The organism is Prosthecobacter sp. (assembly GCF_046154365.1).
Lineage (GTDB): Bacteria > Verrucomicrobiota > Verrucomicrobiia > Verrucomicrobiales > Verrucomicrobiaceae > Prosthecobacter.
The window spans coordinates 23,312-41,404 of the sequence record NZ_JBJXFV010000101.1 but is presented as its reverse complement, the minus strand read 5'-3'; the positions used below and the strand labels follow the sequence as shown (position 1 = coordinate 41,404).

Here is an 18,093-nt window from a genome sequence, read left to right as displayed (position 1 = left end):
GCGGTTACCTGGTTTTAACCGCAGAGGATGGACGGTCGCAGAGGGATCATTGGTTTTCCCATCGTTAGATAAGAATGCGGTCAAAGATGGGGCCGGGGTCAGGATGTCAGAGGTTAGGAGTTAGGTGTGCCATAACTCTTAACCCATAACTCATCGCTACCGCCGCAGCGCCAGAATCAGCTCATCCAGCTTGTTCACGATCTGCTGCATCTCCCCTTGCGTCGGCGGATCGCTCACCGTCATGCCCAGCGTACTCACCATATTGCTGAGATTGCTCGTGCCGTTGATCGCCGTGGTCAGTTGCGCATTCGTCACCTCGCCCGGCGCTCCCTGTTGACCCGCTTGCCCCTCTTGACCTCGGGGTATTCCGAAGCTCAGCCGCACATTGCTGCCGTCAAAGCTCACGTTCACCGTTGCGGGATCACCAGGGTTGAGTGTGCTCACACCATCCACGACGAAGTTCGTGAACGGCGGCCCCTGCGGCCCCGGCTCCCCCTGCGCACCCGTGCCACCGTCGTTGCCGGTAAAGCCACGCGGCAGGTTGAAGATCATCCGCACCGCGCTGCCATCAAACGTCGCCTGCGCCGACGCGGGATCAGTCGGGTTCAGCATGTTCACCCCATCGACGATGAAGTTCGTAAACGGCGGCCCTTGCCCGCCATCGTTGCCGTTGCTGCCGTTGCTGCCGTTCGTACCGTCATTCCCACGCGGAATACCGAAAAGGAAACCCACACTCGCTCCATTGAAGCTCGTCTGCACCGTGGCCGGTTCACCGGGATTCAGCGTGCTCACGCCATCCACGATGAAGCTCGTGATGGGCGGACTGCTCACGCCATCCTGACCTCTGGGTATCCCAAACGTGAACCGCACATTGGCCCCGTCCCAGCTCACGCTGGCCTGCGCCGCATCGCCGGGATTGAGCGTGTTCGTGCCATCAATGATCGCACCGCTGACGCTCGTCCCATCGCTGCCGTTTTGGCCCGGCGGCCCGACGGGAATGGTATCAATGAGGTCTTTGAGACCATTGAGTTGGCCGCGCATCTCCGCAGCGGTCGCGGTGGTGTTGTCGGTGGGTTTATTGGGATCGAACATGGTGGTCTGGATGTTTGATTCTCGATACTGGATTTTCGTTCTCGTCCTCGTTCTCGTTCTCCTCCTCGTCCTCCTCCTCGTCCTCGAACTCGTCCTCGATCACAGCGCATCAATGAAAGCCAAGACCATCAAGCAACCCTGAAGCGTAGTGATCATGGGCTTGGTTGTCATGAGCGTCAGCGGAGCGTCAGCATCGAGGACGAGTAGGAGTAGGAGGACGAGTAGGATTGAGGCGGTCATGGGGCGATGATGCGCGCAGCATGAATCGTCCTCGTCCTCCTACTCGAACTCGTCCTCGATCACAGCGCACGCATCGAAGCCAGCAGAGCCGAGCTTGCCAGTAAGTGCCCTTGGCCTGGGTTTGGTTGTCATGGGTGTCAGCGGAGCGTTAGAATCGAGGACGAGTAGGAGTAGGAGGACGAGTAGGAGTAGGATTCATCCTTCGCAGTAGCTGCTACGGAGAATGGAGGACGAGTAGGATTGCGTCTGCTACGGCTAAGTCACCGTGATTTGCATCTCCGGGCTGGGTGGGGCATCGCCGCCGTCGTTGAAGGCGATGATGCGGATCTTCACCACTTGACCCACCGTGAAGCCTTTGAGGATGACCTCCAGGTCCTTCGCGCTGGCCTTGTTCTGCCACTCGGTGTCCACCCCCACGATGAAGGTCTCCACCCGGTAGCGCGTGGCACGGGTGGCATAGGGCCAGCTCACATCCAGGCGGCTGTTGCTCAGGGTGCTGGCTGTCACGCTGGCCACGGACTCAGGGGCGCGTGGGTTGGCCGGGATGCTGAGACCAAAGTCCTCCCAGCGTGCATCATCCGCCGGGAGCACGATGGTGAGTTCCTCGATCAGGCCACGGACGCGCTTGCGCAGCGCATCCTCAGCCGTAGCACGTGTGGCAAAGGCCTTGGTCTGCTCACTCTCCGCGTGGTCCACTGCGGCTTGGGCGTCAGTGATGGCGGTGTGCTGGGCCAGACAGAGGGCAGCGGTGGCACCCATGTCCACGCTTTCGTCCGCAGGCTTCGCCGTGAAGTAGTTCTTCAGCGCGTCCAGCAGTGTCAGGCGGGTAGGTTGGTCATCGGGAATGCCGGTGGATTGATTCGGAAAGCCCGTGGGCTCCCAGTTCACATTCCAGCGCTGGCCGTACAGCTTGGCGATGCGCAGCTTGCAGTCCGTCAGCATCGAAAAGCCGGCGTTGTCGGCGGCTTGCAGCGCATCGTAGGCGGCGGCCACCTCCTTCTTGCGCAGGCCCAGCGCCGTTTCAGCGGCGGAGAGCCCGCCGTGGGCCGCCAGCATCACGGCCTCCGTGTTTTGTTTGATGCCGAGGGGGACTTCATGCATTTTGCAGCCCTTCGCCATACGGGTGCAGAGGGCGCGCAGGATGTCTGGATTATCAGGCGTTGGATTTGAGGCCATGGTGTGTCGATTGATTTTCTTGCGTTGCGTTATCAGTGGGGGAGCCGGATCATCCGGGCTATCCCAGACAAAGTGGTCCCAAATCGTGGATGGAGATCCCCAGCGCATCAGGTCAGGCGGCGGGGGGGCGCGGCGGCCCGCCGCGCCGGGTAGCAGCGCCTGCGGCAGGCCAGGCGGGGATTGCGTGCGGCAGGCGGGCCGCTCTGCCGCCGTGGTGCGGCATGCGGCAGCGCCTGAATGAGGGTCTGTTTCTCCGTGCCGGATGCCGCCGCAGCTCCCGGCAGTCTCCCCCGACACACGCCGGATTCCGGCACTGAAAGGTACCCAGTGGCGCAGGCCACGCCGGAATCCGGCGCAGCAGGTGCGGAAGTACCCCGCGCCACGCCGGCATCCGGCAGCGCAGGTCCGCGAGTGGCACCACCCACGCCGGAATCCGGCGTCACCTGGGGAAGCTGGGACCATGCCACGCCGCCATCCGGCGTCACAAGTGCCAGAGCCCACCCTGCCGCGCCGGTTAGCGGCGTCACAAGTCCGAGAGTAGCACCCGCCACGCCGCCATCCGGCACGGCAGTGCCGAGAACGGCCCATGCCACGCCGGAATCCGGCGTCAGCTTCCCGAGACTCCCCCGACCCGTGCCGGAATCCGCCACCGTGAATCCGCGGCGGCCTCCCGCCGCGCCGGAATCCGGCACGCCAGCATCGAGGCCGGGGCAGGGCAGTTGGAAAAGCAGCGTCGCGTTCATGGGCGCAGTGTCCCCCGATCCCGGCAGGAGTCGATGACTCTATCGAGACACTTCAGCGCGCAGGGTAAAGAAGCCCAGCAGGTAGAGTTCGATGGCCTGCAGGCCAAAGGCAGCCGCCAGCCGGGCCACAATGCGCGTGGAAGGTTCCTTCTCCATCAGGAGGATGCCGTGGATCATGGAGCGCGCCACGCCGGTCAGCTCATGCAGGCACTTGATGCAGCAGTGGAACTCCGTCATCAGGTCCAACAGCGCCAGCGCCACCCCCGCGTCCAGCAGCTCGCGTTCCTTGGCCAGGCAGCGCGGCACCACCGCCTCCCGCCGGATGGGAAACTCCGGCGCCCTGCGTTCCCACAGTGCGCAGGTAAACACCGTCCCCCCGCGCGGCAAAGGCATCCGGTGTCGCTTCGATTTCATGGGGAAAAAGAGGGTGGACTAGGGATAAAACCAGATTTCCGCGCCGAACGGAAGCAAAAAAAACAAAATCTTACGCAGGGCAGGCGCTCAGAAGGCCAGAAGATTCTTGCCGCCATCAGGCGCAGTCCCTATCATCACCCCACTATGAACCGCATTTACCAGGGCAGAGTCACGCAGGTGCAGCAGCGGCAGGCAAAGCCAGCGGAAGAAGCGGGCGACCCGCCCAAGGCACCTGCCCGCAGTACTACGCCGAGCACAGGCGTTGCAGGCGGGCGAAAGGGCACGGAAACAGAGTGGGTGAAGATCGAGGACGGGGAAGCCCTGCTCTGGCGGCATCATGAGCTGTTTCAGGATGCAGTGAATTATTACACACTGTGTTTGGCAGCCATGGCGGAGGGCATGGATGATGAGTCGTTTGTCGATGTCGCACTAGAAATCGCGAGGAAAAAAGCTGCGAGTGATCCAAAGCACCAGACTGAGGCAGCACGAATCAAGGCTGTTACTGATGCGGCGGAAACAGCGAAGGCAATGCTCACTGCTGTCAAGGGATGGCGAGACGCTGTGAGGGAGATTTGGATTCAAGGAGAGCGGCGTGGAAAGAAAATCGCAGGCGGTTACGAGACTGTCGCGCCAATCTTGAAGGTGCCTGTTGTCAAGACTGATGATCACGGTGCTGCGTTTGCCAAGTGCGCGGCCGCGGCACTGAAAGACAGCCGTGCATCCAAACAGCAGCGGGCAGCCGCACTGCTTGAGTTGCTCGAAGAAGCAGCGGTTAATTCCGACCTCAGTGTCCTCGTCAATGATCGGCTTGGCTGGTTCTGCTCGCCGAAAGGGATGAATGACAAGACACCTAAGAGCATGTCATCTTCACAGGAGGCGAAGCGCCAGCGCCTGGCATGTGAGATTCGGGACTTGCCGGATGAGCTGGCGATTGCACACGCTTCAACACTTGATCTCGGCCTGTTCCTCACCACGCCGCCGAAGGAGGAAATCATTGGCAAGGATGCGGAAAAGACTTTGAGGGAGTATTGGGCAAAGGCATTGAAAGCTCATCCAGACATAGCCAGCGCCACCAAGTTGCTGGATGTGATCGCTCCTGAAGTGACAAAGGGAAGGAAACCACCCGCACAACAGGCTGCTGAATGCGGTGAACCTCTCCGCATTCCTGCTCCGGGCCGCAAGCCGAGCGGGCTTTATCCCGTCGCCGCCGTTTTTAGGTTCCTTCCGTGCGTTGAAACGCTTGTGGCTTTTCGCGCGGCAACCGCGCCACTGTGCAAGGCGAAGGAGAAACAAATCGTGGAAGACGCCATCGCTGATGCTCGTGTCGATGACACGCCGCACTTTGCTTATTTCACCAATCTGGCTTTTCATCGGGATGGTGATGCGAAGCAGCAAGCCGCATGGAAGGAATTCGACAGCGCGGCCTTGGTGGAAGCGGTGAAGTCTCCGCATCGCTATTATCAGGACACTCAGAAGAGGCTCGCGGCGGCAACGGAGCTTGAGCAGGAACTCAAGATGATGGAGAGCAAGGGGCGCGCTGGCGGCGCGGATGAAGGCGAGGGTGGAAAACACGGGCTTGATGGATTCGCTGACGATCACCGGATTGAGCGATTGATTTCCGTGCTGTACAGCGACCTTGGACATCTTGGCGAGGTGGATTCACCTGATGACAATGGACTGGAGCGAAAGTTCATCACGGCCACGATTGCACGTCTCGAACTCAAGCTGCCGGAGCACTCCCGCGAGTACACGCTGCGCGAACGAACGCTGCGAAGCTGGCGCGCCGTGCGTGATGCCTGGCGTGACCTTGCGCAGACCATGAAAGATAAGGGAAAGGGCGAGCCGACCCAGGAGGAGCTTTGGGCGGTGGTCGCCAAGGAACAAGGGGAGCACAAAAAGGATTTCGGCAGCGCCCGCTTCTATGAAGCGCTCACGGAGCCTGCGAATCAATGTATCTGGAAGGAAAGAGGAAGCAGTGACTTCCATGCGGACGATCCTGTTTCTGCCTGGGCCGAGTACACCGAGTTGCGACGCGAACTGCGCGACAAGCAGCGCGCCATTCGCTTCACGCCAGCGCATCCGACCGAGTCGCCACGCTTCTTCATCTTCCCGAAGAGAGCCTCAGCGGGTGGCAAGTGGGGGTCGTCCCATGAACTTGCAGCCGAAAGCGGTGCCATGACCGAGGAGATGGCTGGAACACTCGCCTTCACGGCAGGCATTGCGATCAACGAGGGCGAAAAGTGGCAAGCCGTCATGACGCGAATCATTTATCATGCCCCGCGGCTCCGTCGTGACGAAATGCGGCGTGATGGAGAGACCAGCCTTGAGTCCGCGCCTTGGTTGCAGCCGATGGTGAAAGCACTCGGGTTGGCGGAGCCGCCCATGCAGGACTTCGGCAACTGCCGAATCACACTCCAGCCCCGTCCTTTTGAAGACAAGGACGGCAAGGAGCGATACAGCGTCCAACTCACTTTTCCCGTGGAGGTTCAAGCGGAGGCTTTGATCGCGCAGCTTGGAAAACAGAGTCTCTGGGCCAAGCGCTTCAATCTCACCCCTGATGGAGATAAGTTTCGGGAGTCCACGCTCCGCCGAAAGCACGAGAAGCAGCCCAAAGACCCGCCGCGACCGCTTGAGGAACTGGTGCAGCGGTTCACCTTTGGCAGCCTTGATTTCGGACTGCACGCGGATTCATGGGCGATGCATGAGGCGCGGCTGGATGGCATTTTTAGCGACACTAAGAAGGGCAAGCCGATCGTTTCCCGTGCCATCACAACCGGGGATGAAGCACCGTGGCGGCTGGCGACGCGTGAATTGAGAAAACTCCGCCTGCCGGGCAGCGATGCCAAAGTGTGGCGCGCGCGCAGCAAGAAGGATGAGGACGAGAACGCGGGATTCGACTGGCGGGAGGAGCTTTCCGGGGATCGCGGACGTTCAGCCTCTTTGAAAGAGACTGAGGAGTGCAGGGAGTTGATGTGCGAGTTGCTTGGTGATCCGTCGGCTTGGGAGTTTGCCAGCCATCAGACTGTCACTGCCAAGAGTCCAATGCCTGATGAATGGAAACGGCAGATGGATTTGTTGCTCCAGAAGTTTTCCTTTCCTGAGCAGAACGACAAACTGATCGTTGTCGCCCGCCGGGCGCAATCACGGCTCGCTCGTGTCGCCCGCTGGCGGTCAGGAGCGGCGGACGATTCGCGATGGGAAGCCGTCCTGAAAGAGCTTCGTCAGACATGCGGCCTTGAGGACGAGGAAGGGAAACCATTGGAATCGAAGCCCGACGGTGGACCGCTCGGGGAACAGTGGATTCCCGCAACCATCCGAGAAGCTGTGGGCGCAAAAGACAGGGCCGCTTTGAAAGCGGAGACGAGGAAGGAGCAGTCGCGATTGATTGAGATGCTTCCACCGCTCCTGGTGCGAACCGCAAACCGTGTGCTGCCGTTGCGCGGACGCTCCTGGAACTGGCAGACGGTCAAGGATCGTGAGAAAGAGGGCCGCTTGCATGGCCTGGAGCAGACCGGCCCCAAGATCACCGACGTTATGCTGGCCGGACAGCGCGGTCTTTCAATCATGCGCATCGAGCAGATCGAGGAACTGCGCCGCCGTATACAATCCTTCAATCAGACGGAGCGTCGTCATCATGCGGCGGAGCAGGTGGAGGAAGGTGTATGGCAGGCGGACTTTGCGAAGCATTGGGTTCGGCGTGACTTCACCGATCCCTGTGCTGACGTGCTGGAGAAGCTCGACGAAATGAAGACGCAGCGTGTGAACCAATCGGCGCACATGATCCTCGCGCAGGTGCTCGGCGTTCGGCTTGCTAAACCACCGGAGAACAAAAAGGCACTGCGCCAAGATCGGGATCAGCATGGGGTGTATGAGAAGTTCCGCGAGCCAGTGGACTTCGTTGCCATCGAAGACCTGTCACGCTACCGCGCTTCCCAAGGCCGCGCTCCGCAGGAAAACGGCCGCTTGATGAAATGGTGCCATCGCGCTGTGCGCGACAAACTGCGCGAGCTTTGCGAGCCTTTCGGCATCCCGGTGCTCGAAGTGCCTGCCGCATACTCGTCGCAGTTCTGCTCGCGCAGCGGAGTCATCGGTTTCCGAGCGGAAGAGGTTACGGAAGGTTTTGAGAAGCGCGCACCGTGGCTGTTTCGTCTACGCGTGAAGGATGGAGAGGAGGAAACCCAGGAGCAGCGCGGGATGCTCAAGCTGGCGACGGATCTCTGTGATGCACAGCTCATCATGGAAAAGATGTGGCGTGAGAAACACAATGCCGGCCAGCCGCCGAAAGTTACTGTCGTGTTGCCGAAACAAGGAGGTCAAATCTTCGTCCCGGTTGTGGCGGCAGAAGCGAAGGGGAACCGGCTTGCCGCCAAAGTCGCTGACGCTGATCTGAACGCCGCCGTCAACATCGGTCTTCGAGCCGTGGCTGATCCCCGTATGTGGGAGTTCTTCCCCCGGCTGCGAACCACGCGTATTTCTGGCGAAGTAAGCCACAAGGGACGCATAAAGAAACCAAAGCCAGAGGCAAAGGCCGATGAGGTTGCCTCAGTCGAAGTGAAGATTGCACTTCGCGCTCGGGAGAAGAGGAAGTATGGCGAAACCGGGCCTGATCTCGATCTCTCGCTTGGTGAACTTCCCAGTGGCAGTGCTGCCCGTGAAACAAAGCAGCCAAACTACTTTGTGGATTACGCCAACATTGCCAAGTGGGACAAGGCATGGGTTGATGGACCAGCCAAATCAGGCCGTGTTGAGGTTGTGAGTGCCAAATCACTTTTCAAGGCACTGCGAGATATCCAGTGGCAGCGCTGTCAGGAAATCAACGCCGCCCGCATCGCGGCTTGGAAAGCGAAGGCTGCCAAGCTCGATCCCTCCGACGAGATTCCCTTCACTTGATCCCTGCCTTGCCAATCCCAATGCATCCCCTATTCTATGCCGCATGAACTGGAAGGAGAACATCGCCCGCTGGCGCAGCCTGCCGCCGGAGGAGAAGCTGCGCCGCAACTGGGAGGCGATTCCGCTGGATGTGGCGCAGAGCATGGCCTTCGAGCGGGAGCCGGTGCCGATGACCCGGATAGCCGCGACACTCGCCCGGATCGAGCCACCCGCTTTGTTGAAACCACGCAAGGCGTCCTGAGTTACGCGGAGCTGGCACCGCTGCTGGCAGACCGGGTGACGGTGGTGGAGGCGGCGATCCTGGCCGGGGACTATGCGGCGCATCCGCTGGATGAAGCGCTGGTGCTGGAACTGCACCGGCGCGTGTGCGCCGATCTGGTGCCGGAATGGGCGGGGAAGTGGCGTGACATCGAGGTGAGCGTGGGCCGCCTGCAACCGCCGCCGCCCTTTCAACTGCCGATGCTGATGCGGGATTATGTGAGCGATCTTCAGGCACGCTGGGCGGCGGCAGCGGCGGTGGTGGGTGAGCTGACGCTGGAGTTTCTGGCCTTTGCGGAGGGGCGCTTCCTGACGATCCACCCGTTCCGGGATTTCAACGGGCGGACGATCCGCCTGTTCCTGACGGAGTTGCGGCGGCGTCTCGATCTTCCCCGCGTGGAGTTGGCCCCGGAGGGTGATCCGGAGCGAGCTGCGTACTTTCTGGCGCTGGAGGCGGCAGACGGGCTGGACTGGGGACCGCTGACGGCGCTGTGGCGGGCGCGGTTTGATGCACGATCTACCGCCCATGAATAAAGCCTTCCGACTCGTCGATACCGCTGCCTTTGATGCCGCAGGGGCTATGCGCGCTGGAACCCACCGGGTGCGGACACTCATGGGCGTCGAAAGATCAGCGCTGATCTTTGGACGGATCGGGACGGGCGGCTGGTGGTCCGTTTTTCCTGCGTGCGTGCCAGCCTGCGTTATGTGGATGATTTCGAGATCATTTCGGCCAGCGGGGCTGCGATGGCGGCAGCACAGGAGGATGAGTTCGTGACATGGTTGTCGGACAAGCTGGCGGTCTGGAGCGTGGAAGACTTTGAAGCGGAGTGCGTGTGGGACGACGAGATTCCGATGACTTGATCCCTGCCTTGCCAAGGCAGCATTTGAGATTTCAGGATTTGAGATTTCAGAGGCAAGGCTCCGCAGACGAGATATCGATGGGGGGGGCGCAGGGCGGCGATTTGAGATTTCAGGATTTGAGATTTCAGAGGCAAGGCTCCGCAGACGAGATGTCGATGGGGGGGCCGCAGGGCGGCGATTTGAGATTTCAGGATTTGAAATTTCAAAGGCATGCTCCTCGGACGAGATGCCGATGGGGGGATGATTTGAGATTTGAAATTTGGGATTTGAAATTCTGAGCCGCTGGCGAAGTTCGGGGCATGACGTACCAAACCTTTGAAGACCTGCCGGTCTGGCAGGAGGCGATCCGGCTAGCGGAGTTGTGCGAGGAACTGCTGGATGAGGCAGGCGATGTGATCCGGCGCGGGAAGCAGGATCAACTGGACCGCTGCTCGCTGAGCGTGAGCAACAATGTGGCGGAGGGTTTTGAGCGGGGCTCGACGAATGAGCTGCTGGCGTTCATCTACATCGCCCGAGGTTCGGCGGGGGAGACGCGGAGCATGATGCGGTTCTTTGCGCGGAGGCCGAGGATGAAGGCCTGGCTGCCGCTGATCGAGAAGACGGCGAAGGTGGCGGAGTCGTGCTCGCGGCAACTGCGGGCGTGGGCGGACTCGCTCCAAAATTCGGACATCAAGGGGCCGAGGCATCTGAACGACAAGAGCCGCGAGGAGTATGGGAAGCGGAAGGCGGCGGAGGAAGGACAGAAGAAGTATGAGGCAATGGAGCGCGCGGTGCTGGCGAAGATGCCGGACGGGCATCCCTTCAAGGAGTCGATGCGAAGGAAGGGGAAGATCTAGGATTTGAGATCTGAAATTTGAAATTTGAGATACGGAGGCTGGGGAGCTTGACAGGTGCGCTTATAGTACCCGCCGTCATGAATGCCGCTGCCCCGATTCAAACGCAGGATGATGCCATCGCCGTGCAGCCGCCGCTGCCGGTGCGCCGCCTGCACAACTTTATCTATTGCCCGAGGCTGTTCTACTACCAGTGGGTGGAGAACTTGTTCGAGGAGAATGCGGACACGGTCGCGGGGAGCACGGTGCATCGGAATGTGGACAAGCCGTCGGCGTTTGCGGATGAGAAGCAGGCGGCGCTGGCGGAGGGACTGCCGGAAGGGGCGCGGCTGCGGAGTCTGAAGCTGGAGAGCATCGCGCTGGGGCTGGTGGGGGTGATTGATCTGATCGAGGGCGCGGGGGATGATGAAATCCCTGGTTTGGATTCGCCACGCTCCGTGGAAGTTGTCGATTACAAGAAGGGCAGCGCGAAGCGCGGGGCGAACGGGGAGCGGGTGGCGAAGGAAAGCGATGCGGTGCAGGTGATGGCGCATGCGCTGCTGCTGGAGGAGGAAGGGACGCGGGTGACGCGGGGCTGGATTTATTACACGGAGGACAAGCGCCGGGTGCCGGTGGAGCTGACTGCCGAATTGCGGGAGCAGACCTTGCAGTCATTGGCCGCAGCGAAGGCGCAGGCGGCGAGCGGGCACTGCCCGCCGCCGCTGGTGAATGATCCGCGCTGCCTGTATTGCAGCGCGTATCCGATCTGCCTGCCGAATGAGAGCCGCTGGTGGGCGGCGGGGTTTGCGGAGAAGGTGGATCACGATCAGATGGCCTTTGTCTTCGCGGACGTGGCCGCGAAGACGGATTTGAAATCTGAGATTTCAGATTTCAAATTGCCAGCGGAGCTGGTGCCGCCGCGACCAGACGGGGACGCGGGGGAGATTCTGGTGGTGCATACGCCGGGGGCACAGGTGGGCCAGCGCGGGGATATGTTCACGGTGAGCATCAAGGGCGAGGTGGTGCAGAAGATGCCGGGGCATCAACTGCGGGCGATCTATCTGTATGGCGCGGTGCAACTGACGGCGCAGGCGGTGCAGACGGCGCTGGAGCTGGACATTGATGTGTCCTATTTCTCGCCAGCGGGCCGCTTCCTGGGACTGCTGCGCGGGCTGCCGACGAGCGGGGTGGATGCGCGGATGGGCCAGTATGAGTTTTTCCAGAAGCCGGTGATCCGCCTGCGGCTGGCGCGGGAGATCATCCGGGCGAAGATTCATAACCAGCGCGTGCTCCTCATGCGCAACGGCGATGCGCCGGACAGCGTGCTGAAACGCATGGCAGAACTGCGGGACGGTGTGGCGGAGGTGGAAGACCTGACGGTGCTGCTGGGCTATGAGGGGATGGCGGCGGCGTTTTACTTCGAGCATTTCACCAGCATGCTGAAGGGCCGGGGCGAGGCGTGGAAGTTTGACTTCCAAGGGCGGAACAAGCGTCCGCCCCGTGATCCGGTGAACTCCTTGCTCTCGCTGGCTTACTCGATGCTGGCGAAGGAACTGACGGGCGTGATCCATGCGGTGGGGCTGGACCCGTTCCTGGGCTTCCTGCATCAGCCGCGCTACGGCAGACCGGCGCTGGCGCTGGACCTGATGGAGGAATTCCGCCCGCTGATCGCGGACAGTGTGGTGATCTCGCTGATCAACCGGGGCGAGCTGGGGGTGGATGATTTTGTGCGGAGCGCGAACGGCACGTTCCTGAAGGATGCCGGGCGGCGTGCCTTCTGGGAGGCGTACTTCCGCCGCATGGATTCCGAGGTGAGCCACCCGGAATTCGGCTACAAGATGAGCTATCGCCGCATGCTGGAGGTGCAGGCCCGGCAGCTCTGGCGCTACCTGCGCGGCGAGGCGGCGGGGTATCATGGCTTTACCACGCGCTGAGGCGCGTGGATTTCAAATTTGAAATTTCAGATCTCAAATCACCATGCGAACACGATTCCTCGTCAGCTATGACATCTGCCATCCCAAGCGCCTGCGCCGGGTGGCGAAGGCGATGGAGGGCTACGGCGTGCGCCTGCAATACAGCGTCTTTGAATGTGCGCTGGATGAGAAGCGGGTGAACAAGATGAAGGCGGAGCTGCAACCCATCCTGAACCACGACGAGGACCAGGTGCTGTTTGTTAGCCTGGGGCCGGAGGACAGCGCCCACGGCCTGCGGATCGAAGCGATGGGCCTGCCGTATCTGGTGCGCAGCCGGGTGACCATCGTCTGACGACGATGATTTGAGATTTCCAATTTGAGATTTGAAATGCCGCGAGGATGCGGCAGCATCCGTCCGGCCATGTGCCACCGACCACCCTTCTTCCGCCATTGGAACGGGCAAACTCTCCAAAAACGTGCTCCGGCACGGATCTTTGACATCGTGATGACTGATGAGCGGCCCTCCTCGCGAGCGCGGAAGTGCTGAGCCTGTGCTCACACCGCGCTCGCGAAGGGCGTCACACCCTATATTAAGCGGCGATGCCGGGCGGAAACCCGCAAGGCCGCCAAACTCCACGCCAACTGCCCCAAATAGACCGCACCTCGCACCTTGGCTCAAGACTGTTTGAGCCGCGAGGAGCGGCTCTTGGGGCGTGCCGAGGGGGTGGACAAGGTCTGTGCGTTCTTGCACGCCCCAAGGGACGCTCCGAGCCGAAATTTTTTTTGGAAGGGGAGGGAAGGAACATTGAACATTGAACATTGAACTTTGAACTGGCGGGCGGGAAGGGTATCTTGGCACCAGGAAGACGCTGGAGGAGCTGCCGATCAAGATCGACCGCCTCACCGAATACCGCCCCACCAAGCCAGCCTTGCCACTCCGCCATGAGCCGCACACGCCACCAGCCTTACCGGAAGAGCCGGGCGTTTGATCGGTCCTGCCGCTGCCATGGGAGCTGCGGGTATTGCCTGCGGAACCGGATGCACCGGCACCACCAGCGGGTGCTGGATGTGGCGCAGCAGGTGGGGGAGAACGACACGCCGGTGGCATTTGGTGCGGCGATTGGTGGACGCCATGCGCCGAGACGGGTGCGGCAGGTGCGGCGGAAATGAACCCCAGTACCCGCCAAGACGGATTGATGATTGCACGAAGCCCGATCTCTTTTATTTTATGAACGATGAAACTCCGCCTCGATCTGCTGAAGCACCTGACCACGGAAGACGTGATGGAGGAGGCGGTGGCGACGGTTCACCGTTTCAAACCCGAGCCGCTTTTCTCCACAACTGGGACTGGCAGTCTGTCGTCCGCATCAACGCAGGAACGTGCGCGCGAGGAGGCGCACAGCATGGAGTTAATTCAGAGGCTGGAACAGCGTGCGCGGCAGTCTGGGCAGAGCGGCACGGACAAGAAATGACGTTGGCGGCGGCGTTTGACATGCTGCGGGAGTTCCACAAGCGCGCTCCGTTCCTGTTCTTCAATGGGAACACCTTTGCGGCCATCGGGCGGGAATTGAGCTATGTGATCTTTGGCGATCTGCCCATGTCACGGAAGCGCGAGGTCGGCTCCGCGACAGCCCACTACATCGCGGGGGTTTTGGACCGGGAGGCGATGGTGCAGGTGGTGGAGAGCCTGTGCGCCTCTGCCGATCTAGTGCCGGGGACGCGGGTGAAGACGCTGCGTGGCAGCACGCATGGCGTGGTGCTGCGGGTGCTGGAGGACGGGCGCATCGTGTGGCGGACGGAAGGCGGGACGGAGCTGATCGCGCTGCCGGAATCACTGGCGGTGGGGGACTGACGAATGGGGATGCTGAAAAACAACCGCAGACCCCAGCCAACCATGGCCGCTTCCACCGCCTACGCCGCCACTTCGGCTGCGACTTCCGCGAGCGCCACGCGGCGCTGGCCGGCGGGGATGCCGTGGGGAAAGTCCACTGGGAAGGTCTTCACGCGCTCATCCACCTTCAGGGTGATACTGGCGACCATGGGCCGGGCGTCCTCGATGAGCGCTTGCTTGAGGATGATGAAGTCCGACCCCATCTGGGCCAAGGGCACATCCTGCGCTCCGAGGTGGAGAACCATGCTGACCTGGGCAGAGTGGGCGGGACGGGAAGTGAACATGGAATCCAAAAGGCTATGAACTTGGGGAGCGGGCGAGTCAATCGGTGGTGGCAGAAACGGGTCAGGGGGCGATTCCTGAGTGCAGGCAGGAGGCAGGAGGCAGGAGGCAGGAGGCAGGAGGGGGGACGGTTGTCGGTGGGCAGTGAGCGGTTGACTGAATACTGACGCACTGATTGCTGATCCAAGCTTCGAGGAAGAGACGAGACGAAGCGGTCGGGGGATTGGGTTGGAGACCCCATGGCGAATGGGGCCGCCGCTCCGTAGTCTTGCGTTGGGAACACTCCCAACCTGTCAGCTACCCCAACCCTCTACCTCCACCCTGATGAAAACTTTTCCTTTGCTCGCTTCCAGCCTGACGATCGCTTGTGCACTCGCATCCTGCGGCTACGACAACCGCCCTTATGGCTACACGCCTGCGGGCTACAGCTCGCCGGGTTACGTCACCACTTACCGAGCTGCCGCCGTTCCCTCGTACTACGGCAGCGGTTACTCTGGCTACAACGCGTCGACGTACAGTTATCGGTCGTCTTACCCAGGCACCTACACGTCGAACCGCCACCTGGCGCCCGGGTACACGCAGACGTATGTTTCGGGCTATCCGCAGGACCGGCACATGTCGGTGGGCGGGTACGGTTATGTGCCGCCAGCCCCACGGCCGGCTCCTTGGCCGCTGCGGTAAGGAATCACTGATTTAATCAAGCTTTCACCCTCACCCGGGCTTGTGCTTGTGCTTGTGCTTGTGCTTGGCACTGAGCACTGAGCACTGAGTTCGAGGACGAGGACGAGGACGAGAACAAGACGGCTTACTTGGCGGCGGCAGCGGTGACGAAGGGTTTCACGATGGCGGTGAGCAGCTTGTAGCCGGCGTCGTTGAAGTGCAGCATGTCCGCGACAAATAGGTCGGGGCGCACCTTGCCATCCAGGTCGAGGCTGAGGGTGCGGGTGTCGATGTAGGTGATGCCGGTCTGCTCTTTGGCCCAGGCGGCGATGAGGTCGTTGAGCTGGTTGCCAGCGTCGATCTGCTTGAGGCGTTTGATCGTGGGGCTGAGGCCGATGTAGTAGATGGGCACGTTCGGCAGATGCTCGCGCATCTTGGCCACGAAGGTCTTGAAGTCATTGAACACGTCTGCCACCGGCCACCCGGCATTGATGTCATTGCCACCGGCACGCAGGAAGATGGCCTTCGGCGCATAGGGGAAGATCATGCGCTCGGCATAAAAGGTGGAGTCCTTGATTTGATTGCCGCCGAAGCCACGGTTCAGCACCGGCACGCCGGGGAAGTCTTGGCTGAGGGTCTTCCAGCGCACGATGGTGGACGAGCCGACGAAAAGGAGGCTGCCCTTGGCCGGGGGCGTTTTCTTGTCCGCCTCCTCGAAGGCCGCGATGGTTTTCTCCCACTTCTGATAGTCGTGTGAGGTTGGCTTGGGCTTCGGCCAAGTATCGGGGGCGGCTGATTTTTTCGCCTGTGCCTGGAGTGCGGCAGGCGCGGTGAGGCAAAGGACGGCGAGGAGACGAAGGAGAGTGGAGCGATTCATCGTGGACGCATGGAACGTGCGGCCACGGGCCGTATTGCACCGAACCCGTTGCCGTGGTGCTGAAACGTGACGCGGAGGAACCCAAAGTACTTGGCCTTGGCGGCGTTCTAAGGTGTAATGACACCCATGAGCCAGAACATCATCGCCGCGCCTGCCTTCGCCCCTGTGGCGCAGCGGGTGCGGGTGTGGGTGACGCTGCGGCGCTGGCTGGCGGTGCTGCGCATGACGCTGATTCCGGCGTCGCTGGTGCTGGTGCTGCTGATTCTGGCCACGCTGCGCGGGACGAGTGCGGTCTTCACGCCGTGGCTTGGTTTGCTCATGTGGCTGGCGGGTGGGCTTGCTTATGCGTGGTGGCAGCGTCCGGGTGCGTTCAGTGCGCTGGCGCTGTGGGATCAGGCGGCGGGACGGCGTGAGGCGTTCGCTTCCGCGTGGTGGTTTGAGCAGCGTGACGAGGGCGGTGATGCCGCCCTGGCGCACATTGCCGCGCAGCGCGAGGTTTTGCCGCAGGCGTTGACGGCCTTGAAACAAGATCTGCCGCTGCGGCCGGATCGCTGGCTCGCGGTGCCGCTGCTGATTGCGATTCTCGGCAGTTTTATCAGCGTCGTTACGGCACCGCCATCCGAAGTGGTGGCGATGGATGCGGAAATGACCCGCAAGGCCGCTGAGGAGGCCCAAAAACTCGCACAGACTGACTGGGAGAAGAAAAAACTCGCCGGTCTCAATGAAGACGAGAGCAAGCAGGTCGAGGACTTGAAGCAGAAGCTGCAAAAGACCGCCACCGACCTCGCCAATGCGGGTGGGAAAGATGCACGCGATGTTTTGGCTGAACTGGAGCGCCGTGCGCGTGATGCGGAGAAGCTGGCGGATGATCTTGGCAATGGCAAGGAGGCCTGGGCGTCGGAGAAACTCATCGAAGCCCTGCGCAAACATGCCGACACCGCCGATCTCGGCGACTCAGTGGCCGCAAAGAATGCGCAGTCCGCCGCGAAGGCCGCTGACACGCTCGCCAGCCAGCTTAAATCGCCGCAGCTCGGTGCGGAGGCGAAGGAGCGCATGAACGAAACGCTCAAGGATGTGCAGCAGCAGTCGGACAAGGAAGATCGCCAACGCACCGTCGGCCAGAGCGTGCTCGCGGCAGGTGATCAAATGCAGCAAGGCAAACCGGCAGGTGCGGGCGCAGAATTTCAAAAGCTTGCCGACAAGATGCGCGATCTCGCGTTGCGTGAGCAGTTGCGCAAGGAGCTCCAGCAGCTTGCGCAGCAGTTGCGGGATTCAGGCAGCAACATCGCCGGGCAGAATGACAGCGATGGAGCGATGCAGCAGATGAGTCAGGCGGGTCAAAGCGGCCAGCAAGGACAGCAGGGCAGCACGCCGCAAGTCGGGCAGGCGCAGAATCCGCAGCAGCAGCTCAGTCCGCCCGGCATGGGGCAGCCGCAGCAGGGCCAGCAGAATCAGATGCAGCAACCACAGGGCGGTCAGGGACAAGGACAGCAACAAATGCTCACGATGGGGCAGGGGCAGCCAGGTCAACCCGGACAGCAGGGGCAGCAAGGCAGCGGCCAGCCGATGCTGCTTGCTCCTGTACCCGGTGCGGCGAAGCCGGATAACAATGCGCCCGTCGTCATCATGCCCGGCGATCCGAGTCCCGATGACGCCAAAGGTCCCACGATTGCCATGCCAGGTTCAGGCCAGGAGCCCGGTGTCGGCAAGGCCGACCTCAATAACACGCCCACGCCGAAGTTGGAGCGCGGCAATCAGATCGTCGTGCAAGGCCAGCAGAACAATGAAGGTCAGAGCACCGTGCGCAGCGTCGAAGGTGGTGCCCGTACTGAACAATCCACCCGCACTGCCACCCAGGCCGCTCTGGAGTCCATTCAAGCCGAAGAAGCCGCGCTCGACGAAGCCGCCTTGCCTCCCGCACGTCGTGAGCAGGTGCGGCGTTACTTCAATGAGTTGCGGAAGCGGTTTGAGGCGAAGTGAGGCG

18 protein-coding genes are annotated in these 18,093 nt (G+C 61.5%); 12 read left to right on the top strand and 6 right to left on the bottom strand.

The window, feature by feature from the left end:
- Positions 1-156 precede the first annotated feature (156 nt).
- On the bottom strand, positions 157-1,092 hold the full coding sequence (locus ACKVY0_RS13075; RefSeq protein WP_409215268.1) for a hypothetical protein: 936 nt from the start codon (positions 1,090-1,092) through the stop codon (positions 157-159).
- 10 nt (positions 1,093-1,102) lie between these two features.
- Here ACKVY0_RS13075 and ACKVY0_RS13070 point away from each other — a divergent pair, with 10 nt between their 5' ends.
- Positions 1,103-1,234, top strand: a complete 132-nt coding sequence (locus tag ACKVY0_RS13070) for a hypothetical protein (RefSeq protein ID WP_409215267.1) — start codon at positions 1,103-1,105, stop codon at positions 1,232-1,234.
- 353 nt (positions 1,235-1,587) lie between these two features.
- Here ACKVY0_RS13070 and ACKVY0_RS13065 read toward each other — a convergent pair whose 3' ends face one another.
- From ACKVY0_RS13065 to ACKVY0_RS13055, 3 genes are all read right to left on the bottom strand, one after another.
- The gene (locus ACKVY0_RS13065; RefSeq protein ID WP_409215266.1) at positions 1,588-2,508 is read right to left on the bottom strand and encodes a fibronectin type III domain-containing protein; all 921 of its coding nucleotides are present in this window, start codon (positions 2,506-2,508) and stop codon (positions 1,588-1,590) included.
- 107 nt (positions 2,509-2,615) lie between these two features.
- Positions 2,616-3,251, bottom strand: a complete 636-nt coding sequence (locus tag ACKVY0_RS13060; protein WP_409215265.1) for a hypothetical protein — start codon at positions 3,249-3,251, stop codon at positions 2,616-2,618.
- 39 nt (positions 3,252-3,290) lie between these two features.
- Positions 3,291-3,665: a hypothetical protein gene (locus tag ACKVY0_RS13055; RefSeq protein WP_409215264.1), complete on the bottom strand. Its 375-nt coding sequence runs from the start codon at positions 3,663-3,665 to the stop codon at positions 3,291-3,293.
- Between the two features lie 144 nt (positions 3,666-3,809).
- Between ACKVY0_RS13055 and cas12b the strand changes: the two genes are divergently transcribed.
- The 9 genes from cas12b to ACKVY0_RS13010 all read left to right on the top strand — a co-directional run bounded on the left by cas12b (position 3,810) and on the right by ACKVY0_RS13010 (position 14,251).
- Positions 3,810-8,555, top strand: a complete 4,746-nt coding sequence (cas12b, locus tag ACKVY0_RS13050) for a type V CRISPR-associated protein Cas12b (protein ID WP_409215263.1) — start codon at positions 3,810-3,812, stop codon at positions 8,553-8,555.
- Positions 8,556-8,598: 43 nt separating this feature from the next.
- Positions 8,599-8,796: a hypothetical protein gene (locus ACKVY0_RS13045; RefSeq protein ID WP_409215262.1), complete on the top strand. Its 198-nt coding sequence runs from the start codon at positions 8,599-8,601 to the stop codon at positions 8,794-8,796.
- Between the two features lie 35 nt (positions 8,797-8,831).
- Entirely contained in the window at positions 8,832-9,347 is a 516-nt protein-coding gene (locus ACKVY0_RS13040; protein ID WP_409215261.1) for a Fic family protein, read from the top strand.
- A gap of 150 nt (positions 9,348-9,497) precedes the next feature.
- On the top strand, positions 9,498-9,674 hold the full coding sequence (locus tag ACKVY0_RS13035; RefSeq protein WP_409215260.1) for a hypothetical protein: 177 nt from the start codon (positions 9,498-9,500) through the stop codon (positions 9,672-9,674).
- 299 nt (positions 9,675-9,973) lie between these two features.
- Positions 9,974-10,510, top strand: coding sequence for a four helix bundle protein (locus tag ACKVY0_RS13030; protein WP_409215259.1), 537 nt, complete (start codon positions 9,974-9,976; stop codon positions 10,508-10,510).
- 77 nt (positions 10,511-10,587) lie between these two features.
- The gene (gene cas1, locus ACKVY0_RS13025) at positions 10,588-12,420 is read left to right on the top strand and encodes a CRISPR-associated endonuclease Cas1 (RefSeq protein ID WP_409215258.1); all 1,833 of its coding nucleotides are present in this window, start codon (positions 10,588-10,590) and stop codon (positions 12,418-12,420) included.
- A 43-nt stretch (positions 12,421-12,463) separates the two neighbouring features.
- On the top strand, positions 12,464-12,751 hold the full coding sequence (gene cas2, locus ACKVY0_RS13020; protein ID WP_409215257.1) for a CRISPR-associated endonuclease Cas2: 288 nt from the start codon (positions 12,464-12,466) through the stop codon (positions 12,749-12,751).
- Positions 12,752-13,634: 883 nt separating this feature from the next.
- On the top strand, positions 13,635-13,871 hold the full coding sequence (locus tag ACKVY0_RS13015; protein ID WP_409215256.1) for a hypothetical protein: 237 nt from the start codon (positions 13,635-13,637) through the stop codon (positions 13,869-13,871).
- Positions 13,868-14,251 (top strand): hypothetical protein, encoded by a 384-nt coding sequence (locus ACKVY0_RS13010; protein ID WP_409215255.1) that lies wholly within the window; start codon positions 13,868-13,870, stop codon positions 14,249-14,251. The genes ACKVY0_RS13015 and ACKVY0_RS13010 overlap by 4 nt, the downstream gene beginning before the upstream one ends.
- Before the next feature lie 59 nt (positions 14,252-14,310).
- Here ACKVY0_RS13010 and ACKVY0_RS13005 read toward each other — a convergent pair whose 3' ends face one another.
- A complete protein-coding gene (locus ACKVY0_RS13005) occupies positions 14,311-14,535 on the bottom strand; it encodes a hypothetical protein (RefSeq protein ID WP_409215254.1) in 225 nt (74 codons plus the stop codon).
- A gap of 361 nt (positions 14,536-14,896) precedes the next feature.
- Here ACKVY0_RS13005 and ACKVY0_RS13000 point away from each other — a divergent pair, with 361 nt between their 5' ends.
- Positions 14,897-15,253 carry a hypothetical protein gene (locus ACKVY0_RS13000; RefSeq protein ID WP_409215253.1) on the top strand — a complete coding sequence of 119 codons (357 nt, stop codon included), beginning with the start codon at positions 14,897-14,899 and terminating at the stop codon, positions 15,251-15,253.
- Positions 15,254-15,377: 124 nt separating this feature from the next.
- Here the strand turns inward: ACKVY0_RS13000 and ACKVY0_RS12995 are convergent, their stop codons facing one another.
- On the bottom strand, positions 15,378-16,109 hold the full coding sequence (locus ACKVY0_RS12995) for a GDSL-type esterase/lipase family protein (RefSeq protein WP_409215252.1): 732 nt from the start codon (positions 16,107-16,109) through the stop codon (positions 15,378-15,380).
- A 126-nt stretch (positions 16,110-16,235) separates the two neighbouring features.
- Between ACKVY0_RS12995 and ACKVY0_RS12990 the strand changes: the two genes are divergently transcribed.
- Entirely contained in the window at positions 16,236-18,089 is a 1,854-nt protein-coding gene (locus ACKVY0_RS12990) for a hypothetical protein (RefSeq protein WP_409215251.1), read from the top strand.
- Positions 18,090-18,093: the final 4 nt, after the last annotated feature.